Raw genomic sequence first — 18,344 nt, 5'->3', positions numbered from 1 at the left:
GAAGGATTAATTAATAGTTTGATTGTTGCAGTTCTAACTCTTGTGGGGAACATAGTATTAGGGTTACCGGCAGCGAGGGCATTAGCTCAAAATAAATTTCGAGGGAAAATGATTGTGTTTTCTACTCTACTCGCCCCTATTTTTATTCCCTATACAGTTTCTATCATGGGTATGTACGATTTTGCGATTCGATTGGATTTTATTAATGACTATATAAGTGTAGCTTTTGCTCATTTAATCATCACCCTGCCTTATTATGTTGCGACGATTTGGTTTCAGTACCGCTTAATTGGAGAGAAATACCAGGAAGCGGCAGCCAGTTTAGGGGCTGGCGTTTGGAAAATCTTTTTCTGGATTGAATGGCCTTTGTTGCTTCCGGCCATGTTATTAGGCAGTTTTTTGGTGGTGATTATTTCTTTCAGCCAGTATTTACCGACTTGGATTATGAGCGGCGGGACCTTGATGACGATTCCTTTAGTTATTTTTCCGTTTGCCAGTAGTGGAAACTCATCAATTGTTTCTGCCTATAGTCTGTTATTCTTTATCCCCATTCTGGCTCTTTTGTTGGTGTATTTTCTCCTTATGCGAATAAATTCAAGGAAACAGTTTATCAATCGAGGTGAGGATATTGCAGTTAGAACAAATAAACATTCAAATCAATAATGAAAGCATTATTAATTTAGTAGATTTAAAAGTAAATTCAGGCGAGATTTTTGTATTAATGGGTCCGTCCGGCAGCGGAAAAACGACATTGTTAAAGGGGATTGCCGGGCTGCTGCCATTTGCCTCGGGAAAGCAGACATGGGAAAATGGGACAGGAACTACTGGACTAGTCTTCCAAGAGCCAAGACTCTTTCCCCACTTGACTGTTTTGGAGAATATTTCGTTTGGATTGAGAGTGAAAGGAATCCCCGCCAAGGAGAGAAAGAAAGCGGCGCGTGACTTTTTAAAACATCTGCAGCTTGATGGGTTGGAAAAACGTTATCCTCATCAGCTTTCAGGCGGCCAACAGCAGCGAGTTTCATTGGGGAGGGCACTCATTTTAAACCCGGATTTACTTTTGTTAGATGAACCGTTTGCTTCCTTAGATACCACGCTAAGACAGGATTTGATTGAGTGGTTATACGTGCTCCAAAGAAAACTTGGTTTTTCAATTTTATGGGTAACCCATTATCTGGATGAAGCCCTGTCTGTTGCCGATCGAATCGGGATTATTTTGGAGGGGAGATTACAGCAGATAGGTACACCCTCCGAGATTTTTCAAAATCCTGACTCTGAAAAAATTGCCCAGTTCTTATCATTGCCAAATCGATTCTCCAAAGAGCAATGGAGCAAATGGTTTCATGGTGAATTAAAGGTGCTGCCAACCCAAAATAGGGGATGGATTGATCCCAACCATTTGCAGTTATTTGATGGGGAATACAAACAAGACGATGAAGTTCGAGAAGAATCTGCCTGTATGATTCCCGCTACTGTCAAAAAGGTAAGGCCGAGTAGAGAGGGATACTCAATTACAGTAATAGCGGATAACCAATCCCTGGATGTAAATACCACGGGATGGAAAACGGTCCCTTTAGTCAAAGAAAAGATACGAATCAGGGTACCGTTCGCACAAATACATTGGTATTCTGAATAATTTGAGAGGAAGTAGCATTGTGCTTGATACTCACGGACGTGCTGCAGTGCAGCCAATCATTTCAAAAACAGCAGATCATTTTTTAAGGCTTGGCTTAAGTGCCAATCAAGTAACCTATATTGCTTTTTTTATCGGCATCATCGCAAGTGTTCTTGTATATTTTGGTCAGCCAATAGCTGGAGTCGTTGTTCTTTGGCTATCGGGCTTTTTGGATGCTGTGGATGGAAGTATGGCGAGGAAAAGCAAAACATCTTCATCTTGGGGAACGGTCCTAGATGTCACCTTTGACCGAGTGGTTGAAGCAAGTATCATAGTTGCTTTGGCACTTCGCCATCCCGAACCAACGATATTGCTGCTGTTTCTACTATTAGCAATTTCGATTATATTTACAATGACCATTTTCCTAACAGTAGGGGCGTTATCCGAAAAGGAGAGCTACAAATCCTTTTATTATCAGCCTGGACTTGCCGAAAGAACAGAAGGCTTCATTTTATTTTCTTTATTGATCTTATTCCAATCCCATTTAGTTCTCTGGACAACTATTTTTATCGGCGTCGAAATAACAACGGGAATACAACGACTATTGGAAGCACGGAGAATCTTAAAATCTTAAAGGAATTCATTAAAGGGTGCCTGACACCCTTGGATGGTTAGAGTGAAGGGAGCGATTAGTATTGAAAGAAAAAATTGTTGCAGAAATTAAGAGGATTGAAGAGCTATTTGATGTGAAGGTCTGTTTGGCAGTGGAGTCGGGAAGCAGGGCGTGGGGTTTTCCCTCTAAAGACAGTGATTATGATGTCAGGTTTATTTATGTACATAAAAAAGACTGGTATTTGTCGATCGATCAAAAACGGGATGTCATTGAGCTTCCAATTAATAATCTCTTAGATATTAACGGCTGGGAGTTACGGAAAGCCCTTAGGCTTTTCAAAAAGTCAAACCCGCCGCTAATGGAATGGCTTTACTCGGAAATTGTTTATTATCAAGCTTTTTCTTTAGTAGACAAAATGAAAGCAATTCAAAACAAGGTGTTTTTGCCGCAATCAGCACTCTATCATTATTTAAACATGGCGAAAGGTAACTTTCGCGAGTATCTCCACCGAGATCAAGTGAAAATCAAGAAATACTTCTATGTCCTCCGTCCCATTTTAGCCTGCCAATGGATTGAAAAATACAACACTGTTCCGCCAATTGAATTTCAGGAGTTGGTCAAGGACCTGCTTGAAGAAGGACAACTAAAGCAGGAAATCCTAACCTTATTAGAAAGGAAAATTAGCGGAGACGAGCTAAATCTCGAACCAAAGGTGACGGTGATTAATGACTTTTTAGAAAAGGAAATCATCCGTCTAGAGGAATACACCAAAACGATAAAGATTTCCAAAGAAGATATCACCCCGCTGCTGGATGAATTATTCAGAGACATCCTCGAAGAAGTGTGGGCATAAACATAGAGTTAAAACCGCTTGGATGCCCAGGCGGTTTTTTATTTTTTCCCATTGGACAAGCAATACAGAAAATATGACAATTTTTTTAAATTTTTTGTTTACATAAAAGGGAACCGCTGTTAAGATGAAAATACATTCAATAAATGAATATATATTCCTATTTAATATTCATAAATTGAAAGGAGTGGTCGGCAATGGGTGTTCCTGCTGCAAAACTAAAGTCAAATAAGCAGTTATTAGCGATAAAAAGACCGAGAAGAAAATTATCCCTCACAGTTTTATTGTTTATTCTGCCTGCAATCATTCCGCTCATCATTTTTTGGATTTATCCAATGGGTAAATCCCTGTATATTAGCTTTACTGATTGGGACTACGTCAGCCCGGAATATGATTTTGTTGGATTCAGTAATTACACTGACTTGCTAACCGACCCGGGGTTTTATTCAGTACTAGTAAATACAGTGGTTTTTTCGATGGGAGTGGTCATTCCCTGTGTTGCGGGTGGCCTAATGCTTGCTTTATTAGTCAGCGGAAATGGAAAGGGAATGGGGATATACCGGACATTAATCTTTTCTCCTTGGGTTACTCCGACTGTTGCGGTTTCGATTGTTTGGTCTTGGATTTATGAGCCGAATGTGGGCTTAGCGAATTGGATCCTGAACCTTCTTCAACTTCCCGCCCTTGGATGGACATCAAGCTCGACTTGGGCAATGCCAGCGGTCATTATCGTGAGCATCTGGAAAGGCGTCGGCTGGGCAATGATTTTTTATTTGAATGCCTTGAAAAAAGTTCCTGTCAGCCTTTATGAAGCAGCTTCGTTGGATGGGGCAAGCAAATGGCGCCAATTTTTACATATTACAATCCCATTTATTTCACCAACAACACTGTTTTTGATTGTGATTACATCCATTGATGCGCTTCAGGCCTATGACCAGATTCAGGTATTAACACAGGGAGGTCCAGCAGGAAGTACAAGAACGATGCTTTATTTCTACTATCAAACTGCATTTGAGGAATTTAATATGGGGAAAGCCACTGCGACCGCCATCTTGTTAGTTTTGATTACAGCAGCATTTTCATTTTTACAGTTTATATTTTCAAAACGGTGGGTTCACTACCAATAGCGAAAAAGGGGGGCTAGGAATTGAAAAAGGCACCTATTCTATGGGTAAAGCACGTAGTGTTAATTTTCTTCAGCTTGTCGATGGTCTTTCCTTTTTTGTGGATGGTAATAAGTGCCCTGAAAACGAAGGATGAAATTTGGCAATTTCCGCCAACGTTATGGCCAAATAAACCAATGTGGCACCATTTTGCCGATTCGTGGGCAATGGCACCATTTGATCAGTATATTTTTAATAGCATTTTTACAGCAAGTGCGATTGTGTTGATCCAAGTGGTTAATTCGGCCCTAATTGCATATGCCTTCACGCAATTAAGATTTAAAGGGAGAAACCTGCTATTTTCGATTATTCTGATTACCTATATGCTGCCAGTTGCGGCAACATACGTACCAAGTTATGTTATTTTAGCTGACTTCAATTTACTAGATACATATAAAGGCTTGATCTTATCCAATGCCGCCAGTGTATTCGGAATCTTCCTGTTTAGGCAGGCGTTCCTGCAAGTTCCGAAAGAATTGATCGAGGCAGCACGGGTTGACGGTGCAAGGCACTGGACCATCATTTGGAAAATTATTTTTCCAACTACAAAAGCAACATTTATAACTTTTTCGTTAATTAGCTTTGTGCAAAACTATAATAATTACCTTTGGCCAACATTGATTACCAGGAGTGAAAGTAAGTATTTGATCACCACTGGGCTGAGACAGTTTTTCATTCAAGAAGGTGCTTATGGAATGCAATGGCCGCTCATTATGGCTGCAAGCGCTTTTACAGTGCTGCCGCTGTTAATTTTGTTTGTATTTGTTCAAAAATGGATTATCTCTGGCATTAGTGACCAGGGGCTAAAAGGATAAAGGGGGAAAAATGATATGTTAACAAAAAAGCTTATCTCATTTACTGCGATTATTATATTACTAGTGTCCATGATTTCCGGCTGCTCCTCTGCGAAATCGTCTGCGGATGGACCCGTTGAAATCGAGTTTTGGTATGGCCTCGGCGGAAAGCTTGGCGAAAGTGTTGAAAAAAGAATAAAAGAATTTAACAAAAGCCAGAATGAAGTGAAAGTAATCGGTGTCGCGCAAGGGTCATATGATGAAACATTGCAGAAGCTGCAGGCGGCCATTGCTGCCAAAAAAGTCCCGGCAGCTGTCCTGATTAAAAACGACCCGATGAATGCCTTTGCGAAAAAAGGAACGTTAGCGTCTATGACAAAATACATCAAAGACGATGCCGACTTCAAACCAGAAGATTTTATTGATGCATTTTATCAGCAGGGTACGATTAACGGTGAACAGTACGCATTGCCACTTTACGGAACCACACAAGTTCTTTATTACCGAAAGGATATGCTTGAACAAGCAGGCATTTCCCAGGATAAGCTGAAAACATGGGAATCGCTTGCGGAAGCAGCAAAACAGTTAACAAAGAACAATGGAAGCAAAACAGAAGTTTATGGATGGGAGCCAATGTGGGGACCAGACAATCTGATTGATGCCGCGCTAAGTAATGGAGCGAAATATTTAAGCGAAGATGGCAAGAAAGTGTTAATAGATTCTCCAGAATGGATTGATTCTTGGGAATTCTTCAGAAAAGGAATTCATGTTGATAAAACAATGGCGATTCACCACGATGGCCAGGGCTGGGAATACTGGTACAAAACGATTGATGACGTCATCCAAGGCCGCGCAGCCGGTTATACTGGCTCAAGTGGCGACCAGGGAGATTTAGACTTCTCCATCCTTGCTGCAACACCACAGCCAGGTTGGGAAGGGAAACAGGCAGCCCCGCACGCAGCGGCGCATTTGGGAGCGATTCCGGCACTAGCGTCAGAAAAAGAAAAGAAAGCAGCATTTAAATGGTTGAAGTTTTTCACTAATGCCGAAAACATGGCCGATTGGTCCATTAATTCCGGCTATATTCCAGTGAGAAAGTCAGCGGAGGAAGTCCCAGCCTACAAAGAGTTTGCTGAAAAGAATCCGCAAATAAAAGTACCGCTCCAGCAGGCACAGATTGCAACTCCGCCGTTTGTTGACCCTACAGGCGGAAAAATATACGATGCCCTTGTAAAGGCTGCGGACAAAGTAGAAATTGAAGGGATTTCCGCTGAAAAGGCATTGAAGGAAGCACAAAAAGAAGCTCAGCGCGCTTTAGATAAGGTTAAAAAATAAACAGATGAAGACGGTCCATCTTGGCACCGTCTTTTTCTTTGTTACTTGTTTAAAAAGTTTCAAAAAGGTAAAAGATAATAACAAAATGTTATTTTATGTTTGAAAATGTGAATGTTCATCAATTATTCACAAATTACCCCTATTAATATATTGTATATGTTAATAATGTTGATTAAACTAAAAAACAAGGAGAGAGAAATGTAGAAAGAATGGGGATAAAAATGTTACCGATTGAGCGAAGGCAGCAAATTATTAAATGGTTGGATAAAGAAGGGTCATTGGCAATTTCGGAAATTAGCATTCGGCTGCAAGTATCTGAAATGACGGTGTATCGAGATATAAAGCCTTTATTAGAAGAAAATGTGATTAGCAAAACTTCCGGCGGAATTTCTATAGCACATGTCGTGAATCCTCCTTCGAATGTCTGCAGTTATTGTTTGAAGGAATTACATAACCGTCACCCTATTCAAATTATTACCAATGATTCAAAAGTCGAGCAGCTATGCTGCCCTCATTGCGGGTTACTAAGATACAAGAATATCGAAAAGGATGTTTCGCAAATTATTTGCCGCGATTTCCTTCAGAATTCAACGATTAGTGCAAAAATGGCCTATTACTTAATGGACACTGATTTTAACTTGAATTGCTGCCAGCCACAAGTATTAACATTTGAATCTCTGAAACATACGGAACAATTTCAAAGGGGATTTGGCGGCATTATTTTACGTTTTGATGAGGCAATAGAAGAAATTGAAAAACGTATGAATGGCAGCATAGGTTGTTCTTGTAGTCATGAACGCCTAAATTAAAGGGGATTGATAGATTGAATTTAAAAATAAAAGTCAGTACATTCATTTTGATCATTTCTCTTTTTCTATTTTTATTTCCGACTCTCTTTTCTGCACACGCTTATATTAAAAAATCGACACCATTAGAAGATGAGATTCTTGAAAAAGCACCTAGCGAGGTAATGATCCAATTCAACGAAACAATTCAGCCAACTTTTAATTCAATCAAGGTGTTTGATTCGCAAGGAAATCGAGTAGATAAAGAAAATGGTGGGGTTGATCCAAGTCAGCCTGCAATCCTAAAGAGCGGATTAAAGCCGAATCTTCCAGATGGTACATATCGAATCAAGTGGAAGGCTGTTTCAAGCGACGGCCACCCTGTTCAGGGAGTAATTGGCTTTCAAGTTGGTGCTGAAGGTAATGATTCAACTGTTGGTCATAATGAAACGCAAGGCTACACACCCAAGGGAGACCTTATTATTATCCGCTGGCTGCAATACATAAGTAACGCTTGCTATGTCGGGCTCTTGTTTTTTTACATGTTAATTGTACCAAAAGTGATTCAGGATAACAGATTAGTTGATAAAAATTTCCAAAGAGGCATCATTACGAGCTTCGTCGCACTTTTTCTAAGTATTTTGTTAAGTCTTCCATTGGAAGCAACAATTGAAGCTGGTTTACCTTGGAATGAAGTGCTTAGCTTTCAATTCTTAGGAAATATCATCGGAAACACGACGTTTGGTCAAACCTGGATTTTTCAAGTAATAATCCTCCTAACGTTGGGCTTTATGACGTCATTTATCGTGATGGAAGAAGCTACTAAACGAATTATTTTGTGGGCCTGCATCTGTTTAGGGACAGGATTACTGTTAACAAAGGCGTTAACCAGTCATGCTGCCACAGAAGCCAATCCGCTGCTGGCGATATCGATGGACTTTTTCCATTTACTTGCTGCATCTATTTGGATAGGAAGTTTGATCGGGTTTGTAGTTTTATTGCCATTACGAAAGAACATTGAAACAAAGGAATATTTTTTCCTAATGATAAAAAGATTCTCCAATTGGGGGATTATCCTAGTACTTTTGTTAACCTTGACGGGGGTTTTTAGCAGCTTGCTCCATGTTCCCAACGCTTCGACCCTTATTCAAACGGACTATGGAAAGGTTTTATCTAGTAAAGTTATTCTGTTTCTATTGATGCTTATCCTTGCAGCAGTGAATTTTATTAAAGGAAAACGGGAAACGAATAAAGGACTGATAGGATCATTATGGGGAGAACTTTCAATTGGAGTTGTTATCCTTGTTCTTTCCGTGGTTTTAACCAATTTACCAACAGCGATGCAATCCCCCGGACCATTTAAAGAAACAAGAACGCTGAATCATGGTAATCAGGTGACATTAAGAGCGACCCCTAATATTGTTGGTGAAAATTTATTTGAAGTTTCCTTAAAAGACCGTCAAGGACGGGCAATCAAGGACGTCGAGCAAATTCACTTAACCTTTAACATGCTTGATATGGACATGGGGGAAGAAACAGTTGACTTAAAAAAAGTAGCTGATGGCAAGTACGAAGTACAAGGTTTGCATTTCAGCATGGCTGGTCATTGGAACATTCATGTTCATGTTCTGACAAAGTCATTGGAGACCATTGATACCGATTTCCGCTGTTTGGTGGGAAGTCAATAAAAAACTTTCGAGGAGTATTTCAAATGAAAAAAATGATGGTTAACGTTTCAAAGGTATTTATTCCTGTAGTAATTAGTTTATTTTTCTTTTCAAGTATTGCCAGCGCGCATGTGACGGTGCTTCCGAAAACTTCAGCAACCGGTGCGTGGGAAACATACACGTTAAAGGTTCCAGTTGAAAAAGATATTGCTACAACAAAGGTAACAATAAAAGCTCCAGCGGGAGTAGAGGTTATGTCTTATCAACCGGTTCCTGGTTGGACTTATACGGCTGAAAAGGATGCCAGTGGTAAAGTAAAAGCCTTCACATTTGAAGCAACAGGAGAAGGGATTCTACCTGGGCAATTCCAACAATTTGTGTTTGTGGCAAAAAATCCTGATAAAGCTGCAAAAGCTGCCTGGGATGCATTTCAATATTACAAAGATGGCAGTATCGTAGAGTGGACAGGCGAAGAAGGTTCTGATTCTCCACATTCGGTTACGGATATTGTGACTTCGACATCAAGCGACCATCATGATACGGCGACAACAGAGCATGCTGAAAAAACAGATAAGGCACAAACATCTGAGGCTGAGAAAGAGGATGAAACGTCCGATTCTCTTCCGCTTATATTATCAGGTGCAGCAGCATTACTCTCACTTGCAGCATTGGTACTTGCCTTCCGTAAAAATTAATTTCTATAATCACATTATTTATCATATATCTTATTAAAAGACCTTCGGCTAATGAAGGTCTTTTATTTCGAAACTGAAAGAGGGATACAAATGCCAAGTGATTTACAACAAGTAGAATTAGATATCCCAATTGAGGTGATTTGGGACTTTATTAGGGATGAAGATAATTGGGCACCACTTGTACCTGGTTATATTTATCATGAAAAAATTAATGACCGCCAAATCACTTGGGAATTTAAGAGCAGCCTCGGCATTATGAAAAAAAAGGTTAATTTATTGATTGATATTAAAGAGTGGAATGAACCAACAAGGGTAAGCTTTGATTTAAAAAGATCGAATGAAAAGTATATTGGTGAGGGGTATTTTGAAGCAAAAGCAATTAACAAAAATAAAACACGGATAACAGGCTTCATCGACATTAATGCCAGTGGGACCCTGGGGACATTAGCGAACTCACTTTTTAAAACAGCAATTCCTAAAACTACAGAAGAAGTGGCTGTAGCGATCTCTTCAAAGTTAGAAGAATTTAAAAGAAGAACATGAAGGGACAGATAGTAAAAGTAAGATAAAAAACCTGCTGGACGCGCAGGTTTTTCTTTTTTGGTCTAAAATGATAAAGTAAGTTAACTATTGAACATGTTTCATAAGATATGTTATATTAATAGTTAAAAATTAAGCGAATCTTTTGATAAAGAGAAGGTGAAAGATATGGCAGCAGATTTGAAATTGAATGACAGCAGTCTTCCATTGCGTCGCGATGTAAAATTACTTGGAAAAATACTCGGCGAAATCCTTGTCAATCATGGCGGTTCAGAACTATTTGACAAGGTCGAGAAAATACGACTGATGTGTAAAACACTAAGGACTGATTTTGACCAAGAAATTTATGATGCCTTAAAAGAAGAAATTTCTGGCATAAGTCCACCTATGAGGAAACAAGTGATTCGAGCGTTTTCAATGTATTTCCATTTAATTAACGCGGCAGAGCAGAATCACCGAATCCGGAGGAGGAGACATTACCATCTTCAAGACGATTCTGTTGTGCAGCCAGCCTCAATTGAGAGCGCGGTAGTTGCACTTAAAGAAAACAATATTAAAGAAGATAGGATTCAAAATATCCTCGATACATTGTCTCTTGAATTAGTTATTACAGCTCACCCCACTGAGGCAACAAAGCGCTCCATTCTTGAAATACAGCAGCGAATTGCTGTTATTTTAAAAAATCTGGACCATCCGTTACTTACGAACAGAGAACAAAAAAAGCTGGAAGAGAGCTTGTTTAATGAAGTGACTATTCTTTGGCAGACGGATGAATTACGGCACCATAAGCCAACCGTTTTGGACGAGGTCCGTAACGGACTGTATTATTTTGACCAAACCCTTTTTGATGTACTGCCGGAAATTCATCAGGAAGTAGCAAATTGTCTTGAAAAAAATTATTCGCACTCTTCGTGGGAGGTTCCTAATTTCCTTCGTTTTGGTTCATGGATTGGCGGCGATCGTGATGGAAATCCCAACGTTACCCATGATGTGACATGGGAAACATTAGAACGGCAAAGAAGACTCGTTCTAAAAAAATATAAAAATGTTTTAATTGATTTAATGAAACGATATAGCCATTCGACAACAAGGGTTGAGGTTAGTGAGGAGCTTCTTTCATACCTTGAGAGCCAAGAGGATTTATTTTTAAGCGAAGAGAAAAAATGGCCAGTAAAAACAGAAGTTTATCGCCGTGCCTTTGCCGTAATGATTGAGCGGGTAAAGCAAGCAGGAAAATCAGACTTAGGCTATCAATCTGCAGAAGAATTATTAGAGGATTTATCGATCATTAATAGAAGCTTAAATCAACATCACCCAGCTGCCCATGAACTAAAAACGATTCAAAAGCTGATTCGTCAAGTTCAGCTATTTGGATTTCACTTAGCGACACTGGATATTCGCAACCATAGCGGTGAGCATGAGGCAGCAATTACAGAAATACTGCGTAAAGTCCGTATTTCTGAAAATTATGCACTACTTTCTGAAGATGAAAAAGTAGAGATTTTGCAAAAAGTCCTCTTGGATCCGCGCCCGCTCCTATTATTGAATGAGGATTACTCAGCGGAAACACAGGAAATGATTAAAGTGTTCCAAATGATAAAGAAGGCTCATGATGAATTCGGAAAACGGTCAATTTCCGTATACCTTGTCAGTATGACAAAATCACCAAGCGACCTGTTAGAGGTGCTTGTTTTAGCAAAAGAAGCAGGCCTCTATCGGCTCCATGCTGATGGAATATTGGAAAGCCATTTACATGTTGCACCATTACTAGAAACAATTGACGATTTAAGCGCAGGTCCAAAAATCATGGAAACTCTATTCGAGATGCCGGTTTATCGCAGCCATTTACAAATACTGGGCGACCAGCAGGAGATTATGCTTGGTTATTCGGACGGAAGTAAAGACGGCGGGACGTTAACCGCCAACTGGAAACTGTATAAAGCGCAAATTGAAATTCACGAAATGGCGAAAAGATATCAAATTGCACTAAAGTTCTTCCATGGCCGGGGCGGTTCGTTAGGACGCGGCGGCGGTCCATTAAATAAAAGTATCTTATCCCAACCAGCAGAAACAATTGGGGATGGAGTCAAAATTACCGAACAAGGTGAGGTCTTATCTTCAAGGTACCTGCTTGAGGATATCGCTTATCGCAGCTTGGAGCAAGCGACATCTACCTTGCTTCTGGCAGCAGCACATGTCTCTAAAGAACCAGCACAGGGGCAGCTGCGTGAACCAGATTGGGAAGCGGCAATTGAGGAAATTTCTAGTGCTGCGCTGGCTAAATATCAATCGCTTGTGTTTGGCGACCCAGATTTCCTTACCTACTTTACGGAAGCTACCCCATTAAGGGAATTAGGTGATTTAAATATTGGCTCACGACCGATGAGCCGGAAAAATCGCGGCCGATTCGAAGACTTAAGAGCGATTCCATGGGTGTTTGCTTGGACACAAAGTCGTCAGTTGCTTCCAGCTTGGTATGCTGCTGGTACAGGACTGGCCAGTTTTGCTTCGAAAGGGAATCAAAATTTGCAGCAACTGCAGGAAATGTATGTGAAGTGGCCATTCTTTCAATCGACGATTGATAATCTTCAAATGGCATTAATGAAGGCAGATATAACAACTGCTAAAGAATATTTAACACTTGTTGAAGATCCCGCAATTGCTGAAAGGATATTTAATAATATTCTCGAAGAGTTTGAAAGAACAAAAGATATTTTACTTCAGATTACAGGCGATAATGAATTACTTGATCATACCCCAAATATCCAAGAATCAGTGTATCGTCGAAATCCGTATGTTGACCCGTTAAACTTTTTACAGGTGGAGCTAATTAAAGAATTGCGCAAACAAGATGAGCCAAATGATGAACTTCTTACCGAAGTATTGCTAACAATTAGCGGTATATCCGCGGGGTTACGCAACACTGGTTGATAAAGCGTTTAAAACCCACAAACTCTTAAATATTAAGAGTTTGTGGGTTTTTTGTTATTGGAAAGTATGAACATTTAATGAACTTTTGGAAAATGAATGGTTATTCATTCATTTATGTTCAAGTTTCGACAATTTTCGGAATAGTTAACATGATATATTTTATCCAGAATGGAAAAGGAGTGAAGGAAAATAGTTTAACAGGCGTTCAAATGCCAACATAATGATATTTTTTAGAAGATTGATAATCCTGGAGGGATGTTCGATGGCAGTAAAGGAAAAAGTCTTACAAGAGAACCTTAATATCGCTGCGATGATTGATGTTTTGGCGAAAAACGGAGCAATGGCTTTGAGGGAATTCCGTTGCTACAACCAGGAAATGGTTGACGAAATTGTTAAGCAGACGGCTCTAACCGCTCTTGAAAACCATCGGGAGTTAGCCAAGCTTGCAGTAGAAGAAACAAAAAGAGGCGTTTATGAGGATAAAGTTTTCAAAAATATGTTTGCTACAGAATGTATTTACAACAATATTAGGGATATGAAAACGGTGGGCGTAATAAGTGAAAATGAGAACGAGGGTATGGTTGAGATGGCCGAGCCAGTAGGTGTCATTGCAGGAGTTATTCCAATTACCAATCCAACTTCCACCGTCATCTTTAAATCTTTGATTTCACTTAAAACAAGAAATCCAATCATTTTTGCCTTTCCTAAATATGCTCAAAAATGCTGCGTGATTACAGCCAAGCTGCTTAGAGAAGCTGCAGTAAAGGCTGGTGCTCCTGAAAACTGCATCCAGTGGATTGAAATTCCATCCCATGAAGCTTTCCAAACCTTGATGAAACATTCGAAGATTTCGCTCATACTTGCAACTGGAGGGCCGAATCTCGTAACGGCCGCTTACAGTTCCGGGAAACCTGCACTTGGCGTTGGAGCCGGAAACGTGCCTTGTTATTTTGAAAAAACGGCCAATATTAAACGCGCGGTCAATGACCTTATATTATCGAAAACCTTTGACAACGGCATGATCTGTGCTTCGGAACAAGCTCTAATTATTGATAACGAAATTTATCAGGAAGTAAGAGATGAATTAGTAATGAACTACTGTTATTTCCTTAATGAAGAAGAGCGGAAAATGCTAGAGCGAATTGCCATTGACCCAAAAACGTCTTCCCTTAACCCAATGATTGTCGGATTACCGGCGTTTATGATTGCAAAAATGGCTGGGATAAATGTGCCTGTAAATACGAAGATTTTAATCGCAGAAATAGAAGGAGTAGGACCGAAATACCCGTTATCGTGTGAAAAGTTAAGCCCAATTTTAGCGTGTTATAAGGTTAATTGTTTTGCTGAAGGTCTCCTTATTGCTGAAGAAACGTTGGAATATGGAGGTCTTGGTCACTCTGCCGCCATCCATACGGCAGATCAGGATGTGATTAATAGTTTCGCTGCACGGATGAAAGCGGGCCGAATTATTGTCAATACGCCATCCACGCATGGAGCAATCGGGGATATATATAACACATCTTTACCGTCCTTAACAATTGGGTGCGGGACTTATGGAGGGAACTCTGTGTCACAGAATGTTGGAGCAGCAAATTTAATTAATATCAAGAAAGTAGCAAAACGAAGGACGATAACTCAATGGTTTAAAGTCCCTTCACAAGTATTTTTTGAGAAAAACTCGATTCAGATGCTTGCTGCTATTCCTGGAATTTCGCGGGCGTTTATTGTTACAAGCGGAAGCTCGATGAAAAACGGCTACGTCGATAAAGTGCAGTATTATCTAAAAAAGAATCCAAACCGCATCCAATCTGAGGTATTCTTTGACATTGAGCCTGAACCTAGCATCGAAACCGTTATGAATGGGGCGGAACGGATGAGAAAGTTTCAGCCTGACTTTATCATTGCCCTTGGCGGCGGTTCGGTCCTGGATGCCGCAAAAGCGATGTGGCTGTTTTACGAACACCCTGATACCGACTTTAAAAGCTTAACGCAAAAATTCTTTGATCCGAGTAAAAGAGTAGTAAAGTTTCCCGCCCTGCGTAATAAGGCAAATTTCATTGCCATTCCAACGACTTCAGGAACAGGATCAGAGGTTACGGCCTTCTCTGTTATTTCGGATAAAAAGGCTAATAGAAAGTATCCGCTTGCTGACTTTCAACTGACACCAGATGTAGCAATCATCGATCCGCAGTTTGTGATGACAGTTCCCAAATCTGTAACTGCTGACACTGGGATCGATGTTTTAACCCATGCGATTGAGGCGTACGTTTCCGTGTTGGCAAATGATTATACCGATGGACTGGCTTTAAAAGCGATTCAGCTTGTATTTGAATTTTTGCCAAGAGCTTATCGGGATGGCAGCGATGAGCTGGCACGTGAAAAAATGCACAACGCATCGACGATTGCAGGAATGGCATTTGCGAATTCCTTCTTAGGGATTAACCATAGCCTTGCCCATGTTCTAGGTGCTGAGTTTAATATTCCGCACGGACGAGCAAATGCAATCCTGCTGCCGCATGTCATTCACTTTAACTCAATAAAACCAAATAAATTTATGACCTTCCCTAAATATGAGCATTTCATTGCTGACAAACGCTATGCAGAAATTGCTAAAATGCTAGGTTTTCCTGCCAGTACGACGGAGGAAGGAATAAATAGCCTAATCGATAAGATTGTGGAACTTGCAAAGGAAATGAATATTTCAATGAGCATCAAAGCGAATGGTGTCGATGAGATAGAATTCGAAAGTAAGGTCGACGTCCTTGCGGAACATGCCTTTGACGACCAAGATACGATTGCCAATCCGAAAATGCCGCTAGTAGCCGAACTTGTGGAAATTTACCGCCAAGCTTATCAAGGGGTTTAGTAAAAAAACAAAAATCCTTTTAAATCTTCTAAGTTAAAAATGGTGCCGCTTTCATTGTTTGGGATTTGAAGGGAAAATAAGGAGGGGAAAAATATGGATTATCAGAAAAAACCATGGTTAAAATTTTATGATCCGAGAATTAGTACAGATGTTTCAATTGAGTATGATTCTTTATTCGATCTTTTGAAACAGGCGGCAAATATCCATAATGAAAAGCCTGCACTGACCTTTTTCGGGAGATCATGGAGCTATAAAGAAACGAGAATGATATCTGAATGGCTCGCTGCTTCATTATATCGAGTAGGATTTATTAAGGGTGACAGAATGGCGGTCATGCTGCCGAACTGCCCGCATTATATTTTTAGTTTATTTGCCTCATTCCGATTAGGTGGAATTGCCGTTCAAGTAAATCCGATGTCTGTGGAACGAGAAATTGAATATGTCCTAAATGATTCCGAGGCAGAATACATGGTTGTATTTGAAGCTCTTTATCCTAGGGTAAGGCAAGTTCAGCCAAGGACTTCATTGAAAAAGGTAATTGTTGTGGGCTTTGGCGGTAAAAGAGTTGAGCTTTCCGACGGAGACCTGTATTTTGAAGACTTTCTTACACATGACAATGTAATACCTGAAATCCCGATAGATATAAATGATGATGTTGCCATTTTACAATACACTGGCGGCACAACGGGGGTTTCAAAAGGAGTAATGCTGACACATCATAACCTTTTGGCCAATATTATTCAGGTGTGTGATTTCACCTATAATGCTGTCGATGATAAACCAGAAAACTTTAAAATTGTCAGTGTTCTGCCGATGTTTCATGTGTACGGGCTCTCATGTAATGCTTTATCGGGAATAAGAATTGGCGGTAACCAGCTCATCTTGCCTCGCTTTGATGTGAATGAAATACTAGAACTGATCAAACGGGAAAAGCCATTCCAAATGACGGCTGTTCCAACGATGATATTTGCCTTGAATAGCCACCCTGATTTAGAAGAGAGCAATATTGCCGATATTTATTATTTGAGCAGCGGTGGTGCACCACTTCCTGTTGAACAGATTAAATCCTTTGAAAAGAGAGTAGGCAAACAATTAGCCGACGGCTATGGGCTTTCGGAGACTGCTCCATCTGCAATCTCCACACCTCCATTTCTACCGCGCAAATTAGGAAGTGTAGGGATTCCTTTACCTGGAACAGAAGCGAGAATTGTAACAGAAACGGCTGAAGGCTTTGTCGATGCCCCTGTTGGGGAAGCAGGCGAGTTAATTTTACGCGGTCCGCAGGTTATGAAAGGGTATTGGAAACGCCCAGGGGATACCGAGATGGTGTTAAAAGACGGCTGGCTCTTTACCGGTGATATTGCCAAAATGGATGAAGATGGATATTTCTATATTTTGGATCGCAAGAAAGATATTATCATTGCCAGCGGCTATAACGTTTACCCTCGCGAGATTGAAGAAGTATTGTACCAGCATGAAGGGGTCGAGGAGGCTATTGTTGTTGGTATTCCTGACACATATCGCGGGGAAACAGTAAAAGCATTTGTAAAGATTAAGGCAGGAATCTCAATTACACCAGACAAACTAATCGCTTTTGCGAAAATTAACCTCGCTCCATATAAAGTACCTAGAGAAATCGAAATTCTGGATGATCTTCCTAAATCCTCAGTTGGTAAATTGTTAAGGAGAATGCTCAGGAAAGAGGAAGAAAAAATTAAAGCTTAAATAAAGAATCTTTACCAACTGCACCATTAGAAGCAGCTCGAGAAGTTGTTTACATCCTCAACAGAAAAAACTTCATAAAAACACCAAGATACCATCCAAGCACACAATGAGACAATGATTGAATTCTAAAACCTTTGAAGGGATGGAAATATTATGGAAGACAAAAAAGTAAATGAAATTGTTGAAAATGAAGGGGAAGACCTGCATACCAGCTTAGATATCCTTTGGGGGCATGCTTTTGGCGAGTTAGATCAATGGGCAAAACACGCTGATTACCGCGATGAGATTTTTCTGAAAGAAGCAAAGTACTTTGCTGAAAGTGTAAAGAGAAATCAGGGAAATATTAAAGAAATCACTGAGCAATTTAACAAGGAATTTGCTGAATGGGAAAGAACAGCCAGAGAGGAATTTTTAATGTCAACCACCAGCCTGCAGCATTTTTTCCCGATTAAATCCTATGAGGAAATAAATGCCCAGATTGATCAAATCCAAAAGAAAACGATGTCGATTCTTACTGCACCATGTCAAACAATAACAAAAAACCTGACAATGGATAAGTATCTTGCAATTATCGATCAATTTATTACTCTCCGGAAAAAAAGCAGGTCGCAATATATTAAAACGGTTAAGCAGGCTGGCAATCTAGTCTATGAAAATCAAAAAGGATTCGTTAATATATTCGCAAGACAAATCAAAACCTTGATGTTCCCGCTTAATAAATATTTAGAAAAAGCTGAAGAATTTACAAAATCATAAAACCAAGGG

15 protein-coding genes are annotated in these 18,344 nt (G+C 40.0%); all 15 read left to right on the top strand.

The genetic code is table 11. From position 1 onward, the window contains the following. Positions 1-18 precede the first annotated feature (18 nt). The 15 genes from ACFVSW_RS03275 to ACFVSW_RS03205 all read left to right on the top strand — a co-directional run bounded on the left by ACFVSW_RS03275 (position 19) and on the right by ACFVSW_RS03205 (position 18,335). Entirely contained in the window at positions 19-663 is a 645-nt protein-coding gene (locus tag ACFVSW_RS03275; RefSeq protein ID WP_387312123.1) for an ABC transporter permease, read from the top strand. Continuing rightward, entirely contained in the window at positions 629-1,636 is a 1,008-nt protein-coding gene (locus tag ACFVSW_RS03270) for an ABC transporter ATP-binding protein (protein ID WP_387312120.1), read from the top strand. The genes ACFVSW_RS03275 and ACFVSW_RS03270 overlap by 35 nt, the downstream gene beginning before the upstream one ends. Before the next feature lie 19 nt (positions 1,637-1,655). Beyond that, a complete protein-coding gene (locus ACFVSW_RS03265; RefSeq protein WP_387312117.1) occupies positions 1,656-2,249 on the top strand; it encodes a CDP-alcohol phosphatidyltransferase family protein in 594 nt (197 codons plus the stop codon). Positions 2,250-2,310: 61 nt separating this feature from the next. After that, positions 2,311-3,081, top strand: a complete 771-nt coding sequence (locus ACFVSW_RS03260) for a nucleotidyltransferase domain-containing protein (protein WP_387312114.1) — start codon at positions 2,311-2,313, stop codon at positions 3,079-3,081. 194 nt (positions 3,082-3,275) lie between these two features. After that, positions 3,276-4,205 carry a carbohydrate ABC transporter permease gene (locus tag ACFVSW_RS03255; RefSeq protein ID WP_387312112.1) on the top strand — a complete coding sequence of 310 codons (930 nt, stop codon included), beginning with the start codon at positions 3,276-3,278 and terminating at the stop codon, positions 4,203-4,205. Positions 4,206-4,225: 20 nt separating this feature from the next. After that, a complete protein-coding gene (locus tag ACFVSW_RS03250) occupies positions 4,226-5,056 on the top strand; it encodes a carbohydrate ABC transporter permease (RefSeq protein WP_387312110.1) in 831 nt (276 codons plus the stop codon). Between the two features lie 15 nt (positions 5,057-5,071). Further along, complete coding sequence (locus ACFVSW_RS03245; protein ID WP_387312107.1) at positions 5,072-6,370, top strand: ABC transporter substrate-binding protein; 1,299 nt, start codon at positions 5,072-5,074, stop codon at positions 6,368-6,370. A gap of 221 nt (positions 6,371-6,591) precedes the next feature. Further along, positions 6,592-7,179, top strand: a complete 588-nt coding sequence (locus tag ACFVSW_RS03240) for a DeoR family transcriptional regulator (protein WP_387312104.1) — start codon at positions 6,592-6,594, stop codon at positions 7,177-7,179. A gap of 14 nt (positions 7,180-7,193) precedes the next feature. Then, the gene (locus ACFVSW_RS03235; RefSeq protein ID WP_387312102.1) at positions 7,194-8,843 is read left to right on the top strand and encodes a copper resistance CopC/CopD family protein; all 1,650 of its coding nucleotides are present in this window, start codon (positions 7,194-7,196) and stop codon (positions 8,841-8,843) included. A gap of 32 nt (positions 8,844-8,875) precedes the next feature. Continuing rightward, the gene (locus ACFVSW_RS03230; RefSeq protein WP_387312699.1) at positions 8,876-9,517 is read left to right on the top strand and encodes a YcnI family copper-binding membrane protein; all 642 of its coding nucleotides are present in this window, start codon (positions 8,876-8,878) and stop codon (positions 9,515-9,517) included. A 90-nt stretch (positions 9,518-9,607) separates the two neighbouring features. Further along, positions 9,608-10,060 (top strand): SRPBCC family protein, encoded by a 453-nt coding sequence (locus ACFVSW_RS03225; protein WP_387312099.1) that lies wholly within the window; start codon positions 9,608-9,610, stop codon positions 10,058-10,060. A gap of 165 nt (positions 10,061-10,225) precedes the next feature. Continuing rightward, positions 10,226-12,988 (top strand): phosphoenolpyruvate carboxylase, encoded by a 2,763-nt coding sequence (gene ppc / locus ACFVSW_RS03220; protein WP_387312096.1) that lies wholly within the window; start codon positions 10,226-10,228, stop codon positions 12,986-12,988. 262 nt (positions 12,989-13,250) lie between these two features. Beyond that, positions 13,251-15,854: a bifunctional acetaldehyde-CoA/alcohol dehydrogenase gene (adhE, locus tag ACFVSW_RS03215; protein WP_387312093.1), complete on the top strand. Its 2,604-nt coding sequence runs from the start codon at positions 13,251-13,253 to the stop codon at positions 15,852-15,854. Between the two features lie 93 nt (positions 15,855-15,947). After that, a complete protein-coding gene (locus ACFVSW_RS03210; RefSeq protein WP_387312091.1) occupies positions 15,948-17,579 on the top strand; it encodes a long-chain-fatty-acid--CoA ligase in 1,632 nt (543 codons plus the stop codon). A 153-nt stretch (positions 17,580-17,732) separates the two neighbouring features. Continuing rightward, complete coding sequence (locus tag ACFVSW_RS03205) at positions 17,733-18,335, top strand: hypothetical protein (RefSeq protein ID WP_387312089.1); 603 nt, start codon at positions 17,733-17,735, stop codon at positions 18,333-18,335. Positions 18,336-18,344 lie beyond the last annotated feature (9 nt).

This window comes from Neobacillus sp. NPDC058068 (genome assembly GCF_042885335.1).
Lineage (GTDB): Bacteria > Bacillota > Bacilli > Bacillales > Cytobacillaceae > Neobacillus.
The sequence above is the reverse complement of the archived record's forward strand: the minus strand, read 5'-3'. Positions and strand labels throughout refer to the sequence as shown.